Below are 17,531 nucleotides of genomic sequence, written 5' to 3'. Positions count from 1 at the left end.
CCCAACTTTTCATGTGTACCTCTCAGCGGTGCTGTGCTGGACCGGCCCGTGAGCCGGGGATGGTGCGTGAAACGCCGGGGACCGGTCAGCTTCCGAGCCCGGCGGTGAACGACTCCACGACGCGTTGCTGCTGGTCCTGGGTGATCTGCGGGTACAGCGGCAGCGACAGGATCCGGTCCGCCGCCTTCTCGGCGTTCGGGAAGTCACCGCGGGAGTAACCGAGTTGGCGGTAGGCCGGGGTGAGGTGGACCGGGGCGGGGTAGTGCACGCCGGCGCCGATGCCCTCGGCGTTGAGCTTGCCGACGACGTCGTCGCGGTCGGCGTCGGCGATCTGGACGACGTACAGGTGCCAGACGTGCAGGTTGCCGGGTGCCGTGGCCGGGAGCACGATCCGGCCGGTGGCCGCGAGGCCGGCGAGCAGCTCGTCGTAGCGGGCCGCGGCCGCCCGCCGGGCCGCGTTGCCGTCCGTCAGCCGTGCCAGCTTCGCGCGCAGGACGACGGCCTGCAGTCCGTCCAGACGGCTGTTGAAACCGGGCACGTCATGGCGGTACTTGGCGACTCCGCCGTGGTTGGCGATCGCGCGCACCAGGCCCGCGCGCTCTTCTTCGTCGGTGAGCACAGCGCCCGCGTCGCCGTAGGCGCCCAGGTTCTTGCCCGGGTAGAAGCTGGTGGCCGCGATGCCGCCGCTGCCCGGCGTCCGGCCGTCCCGGGCCGCGCCCTGGCTCTGGGCGGCGTCCTCGACGATCCGTACGTGGCCCGGCAGTTGCGCGGTCAGCGTCGCCACGTCGGCCATCTGCCCGTAGAGGTGGACGGGGACGACCGCGCGGGTGGCGGGTCCGACCGCGTCCAGTGCGGCCTGCGGATCGAGCAGGAAGGTGTCGGGCAGGCAGTCCGCCAGGACCGGTCGTGCGCCGATTCTCGCCACCGCGCCCGCGGTGGCGATGAAGGTGTTGGCGGGCACCACGACCTCGTCGCCGGGCCCGACTCCGCTTGCGCGCAGGGCGAGTTCGACGGCGTCGGTGCCGTTGGCGACGCCCACGCAGTGTCCGACACCGCCGAAGTCGGCGTATTCGCGCTCGAACCGGCGGACCTCGTCGCCGCCGACGAACGCGGTGTTGGCCAGGATTCGCTCGAATCCGGCCCGTACCTCGTCGGCGACCTCCTCGTGGGCCGCCTTGAGGTCCACGAGCGGAATGTGGTTCATGTCAGCGGTCCCCCCACTGTTCGCGTCGCGAGTCCTGTTCGCGCCGCAGGTCCTGTTCAGCCGCAAGTTCGTCCAGCGCGGGCGCGGGCGCGGCGCGCAGCCGCCGGGCCGGGCTCCCCACCCACACTTCGCCCGGCGGTACATCGCCGAGGACGGCGCTCCCCATCCCGACCAGCGACCAGGCGCCGATCGTCGTACCCTCCCTGACCAGGGCCCCTGAGCCCGCATAGGCGCCCCGTTCCAGCCGCGCTCCCCCGCCCAGGCGGACGCCGGAGGCGAGCGTGGCGTAGTCCTCGACCATGTCGTCATGGGTGAGGACCACATGGGGCATCACGGCGACATGTGCGCCCACCCGCACGGCGGCGGTCAGGACGCAGTACGCGAGCAGCACCGAGCCGGGGCCGACTTCGGATGTCGCCGACACCGACGCCGTCGGGTGGACCACGGTGGCCCAGCGGTCCGCGGGCAGAGCGAGCCTGCGGACCAGGCGGGCGCGGGCCGCGTAGTCCCCGGGGTTGCCGACACAGATCACCACCCGGGCCTCGGGCAGGTCGTGGACCAGGTCGCAGCCGCCGAGGACGGGCACGCCGTCCACTTCGGTGCCGTGCAGGGCGGGGTTGTCGTCGAGGTGCCCGAGCACTTTGTACTCGCCCGCGTCCGCCGCGGCCTGTGCGGTCTCCCGGGCGAAGCCGCCCGCGCCGACTATGACAAGTTCGTTCATCTCCGGGCCTGTTCGCGCAGTGCGGTCACGACACGGTCCTGCTGGGCCTCGGTCATGGTGTGGAACAGGGGCAGGATCAGCGAGTGGCGGGTGATCCGTTCGGTGACCGGAAGCGGTGCCCTCGGGTGGTCTGCGTAGGCGGGTTCGAGGTGCGCGGCCATGATCCCGCGGCGGGCGGAGACGCCGGCCTCGGCGAGCGCGGCGAGCAGGTCGTCCCGGCCGACGGGGAAGTCCTCGTCCAGCAACACCCAGTAGGACTGGAAGTTGGACTGCCCGTGCGCGGGATCGCGCACGGGTGTGAGGCCGGGGACGTCGTGCAGCAACGTGTCGTAGCGGCCCGCCAGTTCGCGGCGGCGGGCGATCATCGCGTCGAGTCTGCCCAGCTGGACCAGGCCGATCGCGGCCTGGACGTCGGTCATCCGGTAGTTGAAGCCGACTTCCAGGTAGCTTTCCAGGACCGGCTTGTTGCTCGCGTGGCGGTCCGCCGCGGAGGCGTTCATGCCGTGCTCACGCAGTCGGCGCAGGCGGGCCGCCCACTCGGCGTCGTCCGTGGTGATCATTCCGCCCTCGCCCGTGGTGACCAGTTTGCGCGGGTGGAAGGACCAGGCGGCGAGCAACGCCCCGTGGCCGACGGGCTTGCCGCCGACGGTCGAGCCGATGGCGCAGGCCGCGTCCTCGACCAGGGGCAGGTCCCAGTCGGCGCAGGCGGCGCGCAGGGTGTGCACGTCGGCCGGTACACCGCCCTGGTGGACGGCGAGGACGGCCTTGGTGCGCAGGGTGCGAACCAGGTCCACGGTTGCCGGAGTCAGGTTTCCGGTGGCCGGCTCGACGTCGGCGAACACCGGCTCGGCACCGACGTAACGGACGGCGTTGGCGGTGGCGATGAACGACAGCGAGGGCACCACGACCTCGTCGCCGGGCCCGACGCCGAGTGCGACGAGCGACAGGTGCAGGGCGGTGGTGCAGGAGCTGACGGCGATGCCGTGCTCGGCTCCCACCCGTTCGGCGAAGGCCTTCTCGAAGGCGGCGACCCTCGGCCCCTGGGCGACCCATCCGGACAGGACGGCTTCGGAGACGGCGGCGGCCTCCTCCTCGCCGAGCCAGGGGATCATCACCGGGATGCGGTCGGTGCTCACTTGGCAGCCTCCCGCTCCGCGCGCCACCACTCGACCAGATCGCGCAGCCCGGTGCGCAGGTCGATCCGTGCGGTGAAGCCGAGGCGTCCTGCGGCGTGCGAGGTGTCCGCTAGGCGCCGGGTCACGCCGTTCACCGCGCGGGCGGGTCCGTGCTCCGGCTCCAGGCCCTGGGCTCCCATCGCCTCCAGCAGTCCCTCGGCGAGTTCCTTCAGCGAAGTCTCCGTGCCGCTGGCGATGTTGAACACCTCGTCGGTGAGGTCCGACTCGGCGGCCAGGACGTTGGCTCTGGCGATGTCGCGGACGTCGACGAAGTCCATGGTCTGTGTGCCGTCGCCGAGGATCAGCGGCGGCTCGCCCGCCTCGATGCGTTCCATCCAGCGGATGAGCACCTCGGTGTAGAGGCCGTGGATGTCCATGCGGGGGCCGTAGACGTTGAAGTAGCGCAGCGCCACGTAGTCCAGGCCGTACATGGCGTGGAAGCTGCGCAGCATGCCCTCGTTGAAGGCTTTCGCGGCGCCGTAGAAGGTGTCGTTGTTGTAAGGGTGGTGGCGCTCGGTCGTCGGGAAGGTCTCGGCCATGCCGTAGACGGACGCCGAGGAGGAGGCGATCACCCTGGCGACCCCGGCCTCCGCGGCCGCTTCCAGGACGTTGAAGGTGCCGTTGACGAGGACCTCGTTGGCCAGCCGGGGCTCCTCCGCGCACTGGGTGATGCGGATGGCGGCGAGGTGGAACACCAGGTCGGCGCCCTCGGTGGCCTTCCGCACGGTCTCGACGTCCCGGACGTCGCCCTCGACGACCTCCACGACACCGCTGGGCAGGGCCCGCGCGAGGTTGGCCCGCCGTCCGCGCACGAAGTTGTCGAGTACGACGATCTCGCGGGCGCCGCCCTCGGCCAGGAGGTCGACGAGGTTGGAGCCGATGGTGCCCGCTCCCCCGGTGACCAGGATCTTCTTGCCTCGTACGCTGCTCAACTGCACTTACCTCTCAGCTGTTCGGATCGGTCAACGCCCGGCGCGCAGGCCGACGACCGCGCCCTTGAATTCGAGACTCCGGGACGCCGCCTCGAGGATGTCCAGCACCCTGAGGCCCGCCCTGCCGTCGGTCAGCGGCGCCCGGCCCGCTCTGATGGCGTCGCCGAACTCGTCGACCATGCTGCGCAGCGCTTCCTTCTCGCCGATGGCGGGCGCGACCATGTCGCCGGAGCGGTACGAGATGAGCATGTCCCGGCGCTCGTCCGCGCCGATCTCCTGCGGCGAGGCCAGGTCCACCCCACGGTCGAAGATGGCCACGCGCTGTGCGGGGTTGAGGTCGTCCCAGATGAGGGTGCGTTTGGAGCCGCCCACCATGGTGGTCCGCACCTTGGTCGGCGACAGCCAGTTGACGTGCACGTGGGCGATGGCGCCGGTGTTGAGCTGGAGCGTCAGGTAGGCCACGCAGGCCTGTCCGGTCCCGATCGGGTCGGCTCCGTGGGCGGCGACGGCGACCGGCTCGACGTTGTCGGGGAGGATGAAGTCCAGGATCGACAGGTCGTGCGGGGCCAGGTCCCACATCACGTCGATGTCCTTCTGGACGAGCCCGAGGTTGATGCGGACCGAGTCGACGAAGTGGATCTCGCCGAGCTCGCCGGAGCGGACCAGTTCCCGGATGCGGCCCACGGCGGGCGTGTAGCAGTAGGTGTGGTCGCACATCAGGGTGAGGCCGCGCTCCTCCGCCTCGGTCACCAAGCGCATCCCGTCGGCGTAGGTCGCCGCCAGTGGCTTCTCCACGAGGACGTGCTTGCCGGCGCGCAGGGCGGCCAGGGCGATGTCGAGGTGGGTGCCGGCGGGCGTGGCCACGGCGATCGCGGCCACGTCGGGGTCGGCGAGGACGGCCGCGTAGTCCGCGGTGGCCTGGACCGTCGAGTAGCCGCCGAGGACCCGTTGGGCCCGGTCCACGTCGAGGTCGCACAGCCAGCGCAGCCGGAACCGGTCGCTGGCCTGGAAGTTGCGTACGAGGTTGGGGCCCCAGTATCCGGCCCCGACGACCGCGACCCCCAACGGCTGCGTGGTCTCCGTCACTTGGTTCCTCTTCTCTCGGTCCATCAGTAGGCCCCCGTTCCTCGCACCACTGCGGACCCGGTGCGCGCCAGGATCGACAGGTCAAGGCCCATCGACCAGTTGTCCACGTATCCGAGATCGAGCCGGACCGCCTCGTCCCAGGGCAGGTCGGAGCGACCGCTGACCTGCCACAGGCCGGTGAGGCCGGGCTTGACGAGCAGCCGGCGCTTGACGTCCGGCGTGTACTCCTCGACCTCCTCGGGCAGCGGCGGGCGGGGGCCGACGAGCGACATGTGGCCCCGGGCGACGTTGATGAGCTGTGGCAGTTCGTCGAGCGAGCTGCGGCGGAGGAACGAGCCGACCCGGGTGATCCGCGGGTCGTGCTTCACCTTGAACAACAGGCCGTCGCTGTTCTGGTTGAGGTGCTCCAGTTCCGCTCTCAGGGCCTCCGAATCCGGCCGCATCGTGCGGAACTTCAGCATGGTGAAGTGGTCGCCGTACCGGCCCACCCGCTGCTGCCGGAAGAGTGCCGCCCCGGAGCTGTCCAGCCGGACGATCAGGGCGATCAGCAGCATGGGCAGCGCGAGGAGCAGCAGGAGCGCCGCCGCGAAGGAACGATCCAGCAGTTCCTTGGGCAGCCGGGAGGTCCGCGAGAGGTCGGGTGCCTTGACCCGCACCAGCGGCACCCCGTTGGTGGGCCGTACCGCCAGGCGTGAGGTGGACACGTCGGCCAGTACGGGGGCGAGCAGGAAGTCGACGCCCTGTGCGGCCGCCGCCCAGGACATCCGGCGCAGGACGGAGAAATCGGAGTCGGGAACCGGCAGTGCCACCACGGTGCTGATGCCGAGGGCGTGGACGACGTCGTTCATGTCGCCGAATCCGCCGAGGACGGGAAGCCCCAACTTGCGTACCTCCGCGGCGTTTTCCGGATCGCTCAGGCACACGCCGACGGCCTGCAGTTCGTGCGTGCCGCCGCGCCGCAGCACTCCGACCAGCTCCACGATGCCGTTCGCCGGCCCGACCAGGAGCGTCGCGCTCCGGTCCCGGCCCCTCGCCCACCGTCTGTGCAGCCGGCGGCGCAGCAGGTACCGGACCGGCAGGGCGATCGCGGCGACCGGGATCGCAGCCATGGTCATGTCATGAAGGAGGCCCGAATCGTGGGCGACCAGCCAGTGCGCGACCGCGGCCAGTGCCGGCAGCGCGACGGCGCCTCGCAGCACCCGTCGGTACTCCTCGGTGCCCAGACCCAGGGTGCCGCGGTCGTAGGAGCGGTGGGCCAGCATGGCCAGGATCCAGGTCGGCGGCAGCACCAAGGCCACCGCCCAGCGGCCGTAGGCAGCGTGGATCAAGAAGGCCGCGGTAGCGGCTGCCAAGCCGTCCGCGACCATCAGGACGATCCGGTACTTCCGTTCCCAACGTCTTCGACGACCTTGTGGACGCGCGTGTTCCACGACCACTTGCTCATGCGTGACCTCAATGGTCATGCGCCCCCCACCACATGCGCGGCTACCCCTGACCGAAGTGCCCTCGGCGAAGCGGCACTGGAAAGTGATGGAAGCTTCGGCAGTTCCCCAACTGCCCCATGCTTCCAGCATGCTGGCCTGACTGATCAAATTCGTTCACAAAGCCGTACCGTGAGATGCCATCAAGAACCTGTTCCCCACCCAAACCGGTCCGGCGGTCGTCAATCTAGACCACGGGGCGCGGTCTCGGGAACAGTTGGATGAAACACATGTCGCATTAGCGACACCGGCGGCATACTGCCCGCGTGACCAGCATCGTGATCCCGGCCCACAATGAGGCGCCTGTCCTCGGCAGACTCCTCGATTCACTGTTGGCTGATTCCGCACCCGAGGACGACACCGACATCCTCGTCGTATGCAATGGCTGCACGGACGACACCGCGCGGGTCGCGGCTGCCCGTGGGCCACGCGTGCGGGTGGTGGAGATCCCCGTCCCGTCGAAGCACGCCGCTCTGCGGGCGGGTGACGACCACGCGCGCGGCTTTCCCCGTCTCTACGTGGACGCCGACGTGGTGATCACGGGCGCCGGGGCGCGGGCGCTGGCCGAGCCGCTGCAGGACGAGGCCTCGGGCATCCTCGCCACCGCCCCCGAACGGCAGATCCCGCTCGCCGCCTGCGCTTGGCGGGTACGCGCCTACTACCAGGTGTGGCGGCGGCTCCCCGCCGTCCGCGAGGGGCTGTTCGGCCGGGGCGTCATCGCGGTCTCCAAGGCCGGGCACGCCCGGATCGCGGCACTGCCGCCGCTGATGGCGGACGACCTGGCCGCCTCCCTGGCGTTCGCCCCGAAGGAACGGCTCGTGGTCGACGCGGCCCGCGTCGTGATCCAACCGCCGCGCACCTGGCGGGACTTGATCAAGCGGCGGATCCGGGCGGCGGTGTCCACCGCCCAGGTCGAACAGCATCAGACACCGGCCGAGCAGCGTCAGGAACCGGCCGATCCACATCAGGAACCGGCCGATCGGCATCAAGAACCGGAAGAAGTCTCGACGCGCACGAGCAAGGCTGATCTCGCGGCCTTGGTCCGCGGCGAGCCGAAGCTCCTCGCGAGCGTCGTGGTCTTCCTCGCGGCAGCGGTCGCCGCCCGGCGGGGAGCCAGAAAGGCCATCCGGGCACAGGACTTCGGCACCTGGCTACGGGACGAGAGCAGCCGGCAGAACTGATCCCACCGCACCAGGAGCCACGTCTTGTACCTCACCGACCGTTCCGCGCCTGTGAAGGCGGGCACCGACCCGGCCCGAAGACGCGGACCGGGGCGCACGGTCGCCCCGGTCGTCCTCGTGCTGGGCACGGTCAGCCTGATCACCGACATATCCTCGGAAATGGTCACCGCCGTCCTGCCGCTCTACCTCGTCACCACGCTCGGCTTCAGCCCGCTGGGATTCGGCACCCTCGACGGCGTCTACAACGGCGTCAGCGCACTGGTCCAGCTGACCGGCGGTCACCTCGCCGACCGGGTGCGCAACCACAAGCTGATGGCGGGGCTCGGCTACGGCCTGTCCGCGCTGTGCAAGCCGCTGCTCCTGCTCGCGGGCAGCATCGGCACACTCGGCACGGTCCTCGCCCTGGACCGGACCGGCAAGGGCCTGCGCACCGCCCCGCGGGACGCGATGATCTCCCTGTCCGCTCCGGCCGCGAGGCAGGGCCGGGCCTTCGGCGTGCACCGCGCGATGGACACCACCGGCGCGATGCTCGGCCCGCTCGCGGCCTTCCTCATCCTGCGCGCGGCCGTGGACGGCTACGACGCCGTGTTCGGCGTGAGCGCATGCGTCGCCGTGCTCGGTGTGCTCGTGCTGGTGCTGTTCGTGCCGGGCAGACAGCCCGCCCCGAAGACGGACGAGGCAGCTGACGAAGCCGTTGACGAAGCCGTTGTGGCGGACGGCAGGCAGCCCGTCCGGGTACGCGAAGCGCTGGCGCTGCTGCGCCTGCCCCCACTACGGGCGCTCGCCGGGTGCGCCGCACTCCTCGGCCTGACCACCGTCAGCGACGCCTTCGTCTACCTTCTCCTGCAACGGCGCGCGGGCATCGGTGAGGAGTGGTTCCCGCTGCTGCCGCTCGGCACCGCCGCCGTCTTCCTGCTGCTGGCCGTGCCCGTCGGCGCCCTGGCCGACCGGATCGGGCGCCGCACCGTGTTCCTCACCGGGCACGCGGTTCTGCTCGCCGGTTACGCCCTCCTCCTGTGGGCCCCGGCCACACCGGCCCTGCCCGCCGCCGTACTCGCCCTGCACGGCACGTTCTACGCGGCCACGGACGGGGTGCTCCCCGCCGCCCTCGCCGCCATCGTGCCCGACCGTCTGCGCGCCAGCGGTCTGGCCCTCGTCGGCACCAGCCAGGCGCTGGCCCGGTTCTGCTGCTCGCTCGCCTTCGGCGCCGCCTGGACGGTGTGGGGAGACGGCCCGGCACTGGCCGGCTCGGCGATCGGCCTGCTGTGCTGCGCGGGCGTCGCAAGCATCGTGCTGCGACCTGCCGAAACAACCCGATGACCACGTCAGCGACAAGAACCACAAGGATCCAGATGACATCCACGCGCCGCCGCCTGCTCGTACTCGTCGCGGCGGTCCTGGTGCTCGCGGGCGTGGGAACCGGCGTCGTCCTGCACGCCGCCGCCCGCGCGGACCGCGCGAACCAGCCACAGGCGGGCGGACCCGCGGTCGGCGCGGGCACGTTGACACTCGATCAGAAGAGCCGCCTGGTCTTTGTGAACGGGGCTGCCGGTCCGCACCGCACAGCGGTCGCCTCGGTTCCCGCCACCGGCCCCGGCGGCAGGCGCATCGCCTCGGACCTGAAGTGCGCACGTTTCTACGCGGCCGCCGGCACGGGCGTCTGCCTCCAGTCCACCACCGGTGTCCTCAAGCAGAGCAACAGTGCCCTGCTCGTGGACGCGAACCTCCGCACCCGGCACACCTTCCCGCTCGCGGGCACCCCCAGCCGAGCCCGGGTCTCACCCAGCGGCAACCTGGTCGCCTGGACCGTCTTCGTCTCCGGCGAGTCCTATTCCTCGGCCTTCTTCTCCACCCGCACCTCGATCCTGGACACCCGCACCATGCGGCTGACTCCCAGCCTGGAGACCTTCACCGTCCTCCGGGACGGCAAGCCCTACCACGCATCGGACATCAACTTCTGGGGTGTCACCTTCGCCTCAGACGACGAGACCTTCTACGCCACCCTCAACACCTCCAACAAGACCTACCTGGTACGGGGTTCGCTCTCCCGGCACACGGTCACGACCCTGGCCGAGAACGTGGAGTGTCCGTCCCTGTCCCCCGACGGGACCCGCGTCGCCTTCAAGAAGCGGATCCTGTCCCGCACCGACCTCTGGCACGAGTACGTCCTCGACCTGAGGACCCTCAAGGAGACGGCGCTGGCCGAACGCCACAGCGTCGACGACCAGGCCACCTGGCTCGACGACCACACCGTCGCCTACGCCCTCCCGGCCGAAGGCAAGGTCGGCCGCAGCGACCTGTGGAGCGTGCCCGCGGACGGCACGGGAACTCCCCGTCTGCTCATCGCCGGTGCTTCTTCCCCGGCGCCGTTGTAGACGCCCATCCGGCTGCCGGTCACCGCGGGGCGTTCCGGCGAAGCGCTTTCGGACGTTACCGTTCGGTAGACATTGCCGTCCCGGAGGTGTGCCGTATGACGCCCGACCGTTCCGCAGGCTTGCTGGAGACCGCCCGTGCGCTGGCCGACGGCACTGTCACCTCCCAGGCGCTCGTCGAACAGACGCTGGCGCGGATCGAGGCGACGCAGCCCTCCCTCAACGCCTTCCGCCTCGTGCGGGCCGAGGCCGCCCTCGCCGAGGCCGAGGCGGCGGACAAGGAACTGGCGGCCGGGGTGCGCAGGCCGCTGCTCGGCGTCCCGGTGGCGGTCAAGGACGACACGGACGTGGCCGGTGAGCCGACCGCCTTCGGCTGCGACGGGCAGTTCCCGCCGGTCGCCGAAGACAGCGAGGCCGTCCGGCGGTTGCGGGCGGCCGGCGCCGTGATCGTCGGCAAGACCAACACCTGCGAGTTCGGGCAGTGGCCGTTCACCGAGGGGCCCGCGTTCGGCGCGACCCGTAATCCCTGGAGCCAGGAACACACCCCGGGCGGCTCGTCCGGCGGGTCGGCCGCCGCCGTCGCCGCCGGTCTCGTGCCGGCCGCCCTCGGTTCGGACGGCGCCGGATCCGTGCGCATCCCCGCCTCCTGGACCCACCTCATCGGCATCAAGCCGCAGCGCGGCCGCATCTCCACCTGGCCGCGCGGCGAGTCCTTCCAGGGCATCACGGTCAACGGCACCCTCGCCCGAACGGTCGCGGACGCGGCTCTCCTCCTCGACGCGGCGAGTGGCAACCACGAGCACGACCCGCACCGGCCCCCCGCCGTCAACGCCTCCGAAGCGGCCGGCCGTGAGCCCGGCCGGCTGCGTATCGCCCTCGCGCTCAAGCCGCCGTTCACCGCCCTGCCCGCACGCCTCCAGCCGCAGGTACGCGCCCGGGTGGTCCAACTCGCCGAGAAACTGGGCGAGTTGGGGCACGTCGTGGAGGAAGCCGATCCGCCGTACGGCCAGATCGGGCTCACCTTCATCCCTCGTGCCACGGCCGGCCTCGCCGAACGCGTCAAGGAGGCGCCCTTCCCCGCGCTGCTCGACCGGCGCACCCACGGCGCCGCCCGGCTGGGCCGGCTGCTCGGCGGGGTGCCGCTCAGGGCGGCACGGCGGGCGGAGGCGGTGCTGCACCGTCGCATCGGCGGCTTCTTCGCGTCGTACGACGTGGTCCTCGCGCCGACGACGGCCGCTCCCCCGCCGCGCATCGGCTCGATGCTGCAGCTGAGCGGCTTCGCCACGGACCGCGCGATGATCGCCGCCTGCCCGTACGCCTGGCCGTGGAACGTGCTGGGCTGGCCCGGCGTGAACGTCCCCGCCGGGTTCGTCGACGGCGGGCTGCCCGTCGGGGCGCAACTGCTCGGACCGGCCGGCAGCGAACCGCTGTTGATCTCACTGGCCGCGCAGCTGGAGGCCGAACTGCGCTGGCACGAGGCGTGGCCCGCGCAGCAGATCGCCACCGACTTCCCTACGGCCTAGGACGGTTCGGCACTTACCCTGTGGCCATGGACGATGCGTCGATGGTCGGGCTCATGGGGCGGGTCACCGGAACGGTCGGGCCCGGGCTCGTCGGCGAGGTGATCGTCCGGGTGCGGGGCGGGGCGGAGCACTTCCTCGCCTATCCGGCCACCGGGACGGTCCGGATCGAGCCGGGCACGGTGGTGATGGTGGTGGAGTACCTGCCGCCAAGGACGGTCTACGTCACGGCCGCGTACGACAGTTGAGCGTGTTCAGCGCCAGGTGAGAGCCCCCGCGTCAAGAACACGACAAGGATTCGTCAGCGCCTTCACCCGGGGGTCGCCGAGGAGCACACTCCCATCGTTCGGTGCCGAAAGGGCACCATGCAAAGGGGGCGTATGCCGATGATTGTCGGCGTCGTTGCGGGAGTGGTGGTCGCCGCCGTTCTCGCTCTGATCGGTCTGTTCAAGCTGATGTGGCGGGTCGCGGAACCCAACGAGGCACTGGTCATCTCAGGCTCCAAGCACAAGACGGAGGGCCTCGGGGAGGGCATGGGATTCCGCATCGTCACCGGGCGCGGCACGCTGGTGCTGCCCGGTGTGCAGGCGGTGCGCAAGCTGTCGCTCGACCTGAACGAGACCGAACTCCACGTGGACTGCGCGACGCACCAGGGCATTCCGCTCAAGGTGCGGGGCGTGGTCATCTTCAAGGTGGGCGACGACTACGTGTCGATCGCCAACGCGGCCCGTCGCTTCCTCGACCAGCAGAAGCTGATGTCCGAGCGGGTGCACAACGTGTTCGCAGGTCATCTGCGGTCCATCGTGGGCGGGTTGACGGTCGAGGACATGATCCGCGACCGGGAGAAACTCACCGGGCAGACCCGGGCCGCCTGCGGCACGGAGATGGAGAAGCTGGGGCTCATCGTCGACTCCCTGCAGATCCATGAGATCGAGGACCCGACCGGGTACATCCAGAATCTGGCGATGCCGCACGCGGCGGCCGTCCAGCGGGACGCCCGGATCGCCCAGGCGGAGGCGAACCGTCTCGCCACCGAGGCCGAACAGCAGTCGTTCGCACGGATGGCCCAGGCCACCCGGGACAGCGAGATCCTCCAGGCCGGCTACCAGGCCGAGCGTGACAAGGCGGGCGCGAAGGCGCGCCAGGCCGGTCCGCTCGCCGACGCCGCGGCCCGGCAGGAGGTCGTGGTCCAGGAGACCCGGGTCGCCGAACTCGAGGCCCACCGGCGGGAACAGCAGCTCCAGGCGGACGTCCGCAAGCCCGCGGACGCCAAGGCCTACGAGAAGCGCACGCTGGCCGAGGGCGAGCGTGACGCGCGTATCTCGGCAGCGCAGGCCAAGGCGAAGGAGACGGAGCTCGCGGCGGCGGCCGAGGCGACCCGGGTCAAGACGGCCGCGAGTGCCGAGGCCGAGGCGACCAAGTCGCGCGGCTCCGCCATGGCAGCTGCCACCCGGGCCACCGGTGAGGCCGAGGCGGCCGCGGCTCAGGCGAGGGGCCTGGCGGACGCGGAGGCCATCAAGGCCAAGGGCCTCGCCGAGGCGGAGGCCATCAAGGCACGGGCCTCGGCCCTGGCCGAGAACCAGGAGGCCGTCGTCGCCCAGCAACTCGCGGAGAACTGGCCGGAGATCGTCAAGGCCGGCGCGTCCGCGTTCGGCAGCGTCGACAACATGGTGGTGCTCAACGGTGCCGACGGCATGGCCGAGATGCTCGCCAAGGCGCTCACCATGGGCGGTACCGGCCTCGGCCTGGCCCGCCAGCTGCTGGCTTCGATGAACCAGAACGCACCCACCCCGAACGGGACTTCGCCGTCCTTGAACGGGATCGCGGCACCGCTGTCGCAGAAGGTGCCGGTGGAGAAGGACGTGTAACCGGACGGCAGCCGGGGGCCCTCGGTCTCGGGGGCTCCCGGCGTCCGTGTGCCCCGGTGTGCTTCGCGCGCCCTCTTGCCCGGCGGTGTTCCGCAGGGGAAGCATCGCCTCTGTGCGCGGTTGCGCACGGCGCGCGGTTGCGCGCGGCTCCGAGCAGGGAGGCCCTGATGTTCGAGAACCTCAAGAACCTCAAGGACAAGGCGGAGGACATCGCCGAGGAACACGGCGAGGCCATCGGTGACGGGATGGAGAAGGCGGGCGATCTCGTCGACGACAAGACGGACGGGAAGTACAGCGAGCAGATCGACACCGGCGTGGAGAAGGCCAGGGACGTGGTCGAGCGCCTGGGCGACGAGGGCAGGGACTCCGCCGGCTGACGGTTCCTCTATGGTGCCTGCGTGACTGCGTTTACCGATGAGAACGTCCCGGGCCGCTTCGGGCCCACCGCCACCACCGAGGCCCACCCCCGCGAGGTCGGCAAGGTGCGCACCGAGTACTCCCCCGCGCACGACGGCGACCCGGATCCCGGCGAGATCGTATGGACGTGGGTGCCCTTCGAGGAGAACGACGGCCGTGGCAAGGACCGTCCCGTCCTCGTCGTCGCCCGCGAGGCCGCCGGCACCCTGCTCGCCGTCCAGTTGTCCAGCAAGCGGCACGACGACGACCGGGAGTGGGTGGCGATCGGCAGCGGCCCGTGGGACCGGTCAGGGCGTGACTCCTGGGTCGACGTGGACCGGGTCCTGCGGCTGCACGAGGACGGCATGCGCCGGGAGGCCTGTGCCCTGGACCAGGGACGGTTCAACCTGGTGCGGCACCGGCTGCACGAGCGTTACGGGTGGAACTGACCGGACGGCCGGGGCCCGGCCGGCTGAAATGGTCTGAAGAGCGAGGAGCGAGCGGCGTCGCACGAGCGCGGGAGGAAGGCCGATGACCGAGGCCGGCACACCCACCGGTGAGGAACCGGAGGCGGCGACCGCGCGCATCCTGTGCGACACCGGCGCCGTGGCCGGGGCCGCCGATGATGTCGGCGTGCTGTGGAAGCTCGCCGAGAGCGGACGCCAACTCGACGCCAATGTCGTCCGGTTGGCACCGGGCCGCCATATCGCCCCGCACGTGGAAACGCACCTGGACGTGCTGCTGCTCGTCGTCTCGGGCGACGGCGTCCTCGGCGGCACCCCAGGGGACGAGCAGCAGTCCCTCACCACGGGCACCCTGCTCTGGCTCCCCCACGGCTCCACCCGCAGCATCACCGCGGGCGCCGAGGGCCTCGCCTACCTGACGGTCCACCGCCGCCGCCCCGGCATGCAGATCGGCCGCGCCCCCTGAAGCCGGAGCCGAGGCCGGAGCAAGAACAATGACTCGCCGGGAACTCGGGCCGCCTTTCCTCCCTCTTCCTGTGCGAGAGTCCCCCGCGGCTTCCCCCCGTCCGCGGGGGCCTCTCCGCCCGGCAGCCGAGTGAATGCAGGCACGCTCAGGAGGCCGACGCCGCGGCCCTACGGCTGGAGTTGACGCTCCGGAAACGCTCCTGCGAACGCCCCGCGGACCGTGTTGCCCGTCGTGCGGTCCAGGATTCCGAACACCACGTGCTCGAAGGTGCGGGAGAAGCGACCGCCCGGACCGAGCAGCGCACGGAAGGCGCCCGCCACCTGCTCCGGCTCGTTATGGAAGACTCCGCAGCCCCAGGCGCCCAGCACCAGCCTGGGGTAGCCATGGGCCGCGGCCGTCTCCAGCACCCGCTCGGCGCGGACGGCCAGGGCCTTCGGGAGTTCGCCGGCACGCTCCGGCGCCGTACGTCTGATCACTCCCGCGTTCGGAGCGGCGGCGGTCAGAAAGCCCGCCGTGCAGGGTTCGTCGAGCAGGCGGCCGCGGTCGTCGCGGAAGACGGGCACCGCGGGTGAGTGGATGACACGGTCCGTGTAGAACGGGTCACGGTGTGCGCGGTGGTGGTCGTAGAACTCCAGGGCTTCAAGAAGACACCGGTAGAGCGCGGAGGCGCGGCACAGTGCCTCTCCTGGGCCTGCGCGCCGTTCATGAACCCGCCGCCCGGATTGCGGGCCGAGGCGAAGTTCAGTACCGCCGTACGGTCACCGAGCCGGCGCGCGGCCTCCAGGCTGCTCTCGCCCGTGACCTCGAAGAACGTGTCGACGTAGGCGGTCGCCGGTATCCGCAGGGGGGCCGGCCCGTGTATGCGCGTGCCGACCCGGGCCGCCTCGACCGCCGTGGTGATCGACACCTCGCGCCCGTCGGACGCGCGATACGTCCCGGCCGCCACGATCTGCTCCGTCTGCCGTGCGAGGCCACGCAGGCGCGCGCTCATGGCGCCACCCCCGTGTGCGCCATGGTCGCGCGCCCCCGCGCGCTCCCCCGTCGTGCTCATGCACCGATCCTGGGCGATGCTGGACACGCGATGCAACAGAGTTTTCCGCGTCCGCGAACGCCCAGGAAATCCGCAGCAAACGCTCGGAACGAGGAGATTACCGAGCCGGAACGTGCCGATGCGCACCCTTGTGCGATACGGCGGGAGGGTCTTGGGTAGACGAGTGCTGCCGTCCGGGCTCCTGACGGACCGGCCGGCGGCACGGCCGAATCTCAGGAGGTTCCCACCATGTCCGATACGCCGAGCATCGCTCCGGCGAGCGACTGTACGGAGCCCCGCACCCCCCTCACCTCACCCGAGGTGGAGGCACTGGTCCGGGGCATCTGTTTCAAGACCGGCCCACCCCGCAATGTCGGGGTCGAAGTGGAATGGCTCGTCCACGAGCTGCGCACCCCGCAGCTCCCCGTCACACCCGAACGGCTCGAAGCGGCCTACGCTTCGCTGCGGTCCGTGCCCCTGAGGTCGGCGCTCACCACCGAGCCCGGCGGCCAGCTGGAACTCAGCTCGTCGCCCGCCACCTCCCTGATGGAGTGCATCGGTACCGTTTCCGCCGACCTCGACGCCGTCCGCGCAGCACTGCGCGAGCATGATCTCGGCCTCGTCGGCTTCGGCCACGACCCCTGGCATCCACCACGCCGGTTCCTGCACGAACCGCGCTACGACGCCCTGGAGGCCTGCCTCGACCGCACCGGTCCGGCCGGTCGCCGCATGATGTGCACCTCGGCCTCCGTCCAGGTCTGCCTGGACGCCGGATACGAGGAGCCAGGCCCGCTCGGCCACGGGCGGCGCTGGTGGCTGTCGCACCAGGTGGGAGCAGTCCTGGTGGCCGCCTTCGCCAACTCCCCGCTGGCCGGAGGGGAGCCCACCGGCTGGCGCTCGACTCGCCAGCTGCTGTGGATGGAGATAGGCGCCGCCCGGGCGGGCGCGCCCCCGCTGAACGGCGACCCACGCCGTTCCTGGGCGCGGCACGTCATGGACTCGCCGGTGATGTGCGTACGACGGGGCGACGGGCCCTGGGACGTCCCGCAGGGGCTCACCTTCCGGGAGTGGACCAGGTCGCAGGCGCCCAGGCCGCCCACCCGCGAGGACCTCGACTACCACATCACGACGCTGTTCCCGCCGGTCAGGCCACGCGGTTTCCTGGAACTGCGCATGATCGACGCGCAGCCCGGCGACGACGGCTGGATCGTCCCGCTCGCCGTGGCGACGGCGCTGTTCGACGATCCGGAGGCCGCGGAGACCGCGTATCGCACCGTGAAGCCGCTGGCCGAGCGGGCGCTCGGGCTGCCGGCGCCGCACAATCCGCTGTGGACCGACGCGGCCCGGTACGGCCTGGCCGACCCCGAGCTGCAGGAGGCAGCCGTCGTGTGCTTCACGGCGGCGCTCGACGCCCTGCCGCGGCTCGGAGCCACCGCACCGGTCACGGACGCCGTGGCGGCGTATCTGGACCGCTATGTCATCCAGGGCCGATGCCCCGCCGACGACCTGCTGGACCGGATGCACGGCACGGACCTCCCCCAGTCCCGGCTTCGCCCGACCGGAGGGACCCCCAAGCCGCACGGGAAGGACCTGCGCACATGAGCGACCCCGCCATCGACGAATCCTCCATGAACG

The 17,531-nt window shown here is 71.2% G+C and carries 16 protein-coding genes and 1 pseudogene; 10 read left to right on the top strand and 7 right to left on the bottom strand.

Annotated features, from left to right (window positions below; genetic code table 11):
* Nucleotides 1–85: 85 nt before the first annotated feature.
* From OOK07_RS38850 to OOK07_RS38825, 6 genes are read right to left on the bottom strand one after another with little or no spacing between them, the layout of a single operon-like run.
* Nucleotides 86–1,204, bottom strand: a complete 1,119-nt coding sequence (locus OOK07_RS38850; protein ID WP_266801272.1) for a DegT/DnrJ/EryC1/StrS family aminotransferase — start codon at nucleotides 1,202–1,204, stop codon at nucleotides 86–88.
* 1 nt (nucleotide 1,205) lies between these two features.
* On the bottom strand, nucleotides 1,206–1,925 hold the full coding sequence (locus OOK07_RS38845; RefSeq protein WP_266801270.1) for an acetyltransferase: 720 nt from the start codon (nucleotides 1,923–1,925) through the stop codon (nucleotides 1,206–1,208).
* Nucleotides 1,922–3,061 (bottom strand): DegT/DnrJ/EryC1/StrS family aminotransferase, encoded by a 1,140-nt coding sequence (locus tag OOK07_RS38840; RefSeq protein ID WP_266801268.1) that lies wholly within the window; start codon nucleotides 3,059–3,061, stop codon nucleotides 1,922–1,924. The genes OOK07_RS38845 and OOK07_RS38840 overlap by 4 nt, the downstream gene beginning before the upstream one ends.
* Entirely contained in the window at nucleotides 3,058–4,038 is a 981-nt protein-coding gene (locus OOK07_RS38835) for an NAD-dependent epimerase/dehydratase family protein (protein WP_266801266.1), read from the bottom strand. Before OOK07_RS38835 ends, OOK07_RS38840 begins: the two co-directional genes overlap by 4 nt.
* A gap of 24 nt (nucleotides 4,039–4,062) precedes the next feature.
* Nucleotides 4,063–5,118, bottom strand: a complete 1,056-nt coding sequence (locus OOK07_RS38830; RefSeq protein WP_266801264.1) for a Gfo/Idh/MocA family protein — start codon at nucleotides 5,116–5,118, stop codon at nucleotides 4,063–4,065.
* A 23-nt stretch (nucleotides 5,119–5,141) separates the two neighbouring features.
* A complete protein-coding gene (locus tag OOK07_RS38825) occupies nucleotides 5,142–6,485 on the bottom strand; it encodes a sugar transferase (RefSeq protein ID WP_323178169.1) in 1,344 nt (447 codons plus the stop codon).
* Between the two features lie 380 nt (nucleotides 6,486–6,865).
* Between OOK07_RS38825 and OOK07_RS38820 the strand changes: the two genes are divergently transcribed.
* The 9 genes from OOK07_RS38820 to OOK07_RS38780 all read left to right on the top strand — a co-directional run bounded on the left by OOK07_RS38820 (nucleotide 6,866) and on the right by OOK07_RS38780 (nucleotide 14,866).
* On the top strand, nucleotides 6,866–7,780 hold the full coding sequence (locus OOK07_RS38820; RefSeq protein ID WP_266801260.1) for a glycosyltransferase family 2 protein: 915 nt from the start codon (nucleotides 6,866–6,868) through the stop codon (nucleotides 7,778–7,780).
* A gap of 24 nt (nucleotides 7,781–7,804) precedes the next feature.
* Nucleotides 7,805–9,100 (top strand): MFS transporter, encoded by a 1,296-nt coding sequence (locus OOK07_RS38815; RefSeq protein WP_266801258.1) that lies wholly within the window; start codon nucleotides 7,805–7,807, stop codon nucleotides 9,098–9,100.
* A 32-nt stretch (nucleotides 9,101–9,132) separates the two neighbouring features.
* A complete protein-coding gene (locus OOK07_RS38810; RefSeq protein ID WP_266801256.1) occupies nucleotides 9,133–10,155 on the top strand; it encodes a TolB family protein in 1,023 nt (340 codons plus the stop codon).
* Between the two features lie 95 nt (nucleotides 10,156–10,250).
* A complete protein-coding gene (locus OOK07_RS38805) occupies nucleotides 10,251–11,675 on the top strand; it encodes an amidase (RefSeq protein ID WP_266801254.1) in 1,425 nt (474 codons plus the stop codon).
* A 26-nt stretch (nucleotides 11,676–11,701) separates the two neighbouring features.
* Nucleotides 11,702–11,920 (top strand): NfeD C-terminal domain-containing protein, encoded by a 219-nt coding sequence (locus OOK07_RS38800; RefSeq protein WP_266801252.1) that lies wholly within the window; start codon nucleotides 11,702–11,704, stop codon nucleotides 11,918–11,920.
* 132 nt (nucleotides 11,921–12,052) lie between these two features.
* The gene (locus tag OOK07_RS38795; RefSeq protein ID WP_266801250.1) at nucleotides 12,053–13,540 is read left to right on the top strand and encodes a flotillin family protein; all 1,488 of its coding nucleotides are present in this window, start codon (nucleotides 12,053–12,055) and stop codon (nucleotides 13,538–13,540) included.
* Nucleotides 13,541–13,707: 167 nt separating this feature from the next.
* Nucleotides 13,708–13,917, top strand: a complete 210-nt coding sequence (locus tag OOK07_RS38790) for an antitoxin (protein WP_266801248.1) — start codon at nucleotides 13,708–13,710, stop codon at nucleotides 13,915–13,917.
* 21 nt (nucleotides 13,918–13,938) lie between these two features.
* A complete protein-coding gene (locus tag OOK07_RS38785; RefSeq protein WP_266801246.1) occupies nucleotides 13,939–14,385 on the top strand; it encodes a type II toxin-antitoxin system PemK/MazF family toxin in 447 nt (148 codons plus the stop codon).
* Nucleotides 14,386–14,467: 82 nt separating this feature from the next.
* Entirely contained in the window at nucleotides 14,468–14,866 is a 399-nt protein-coding gene (locus OOK07_RS38780; RefSeq protein WP_266801243.1) for a cupin domain-containing protein, read from the top strand.
* Nucleotides 14,867–15,033: 167 nt separating this feature from the next.
* Here the strand turns inward: OOK07_RS38780 and OOK07_RS38775 are convergent.
* Nucleotides 15,034–15,857 (bottom strand): annotated as a pseudogene (locus tag OOK07_RS38775) (TIGR02452 family protein).
* A 288-nt stretch (nucleotides 15,858–16,145) separates the two neighbouring features.
* On the opposite strand from OOK07_RS38775, the gene egtA reads away from it, so the two are divergent.
* A complete protein-coding gene (egtA, locus tag OOK07_RS38770; RefSeq protein WP_266801240.1) occupies nucleotides 16,146–17,498 on the top strand; it encodes an ergothioneine biosynthesis glutamate--cysteine ligase EgtA in 1,353 nt (450 codons plus the stop codon).
* Nucleotides 17,499–17,531 lie beyond the last annotated feature (33 nt).

The sequence above is a fragment of the Streptomyces sp. NBC_00078 genome (assembly GCF_026343335.1).
In the GTDB taxonomy this organism is placed as follows: domain Bacteria; phylum Actinomycetota; class Actinomycetes; order Streptomycetales; family Streptomycetaceae; genus Streptomyces.
The sequence above is the reverse complement of the archived record's forward strand: the minus strand, read 5'-3'. Positions and strand labels throughout refer to the sequence as shown.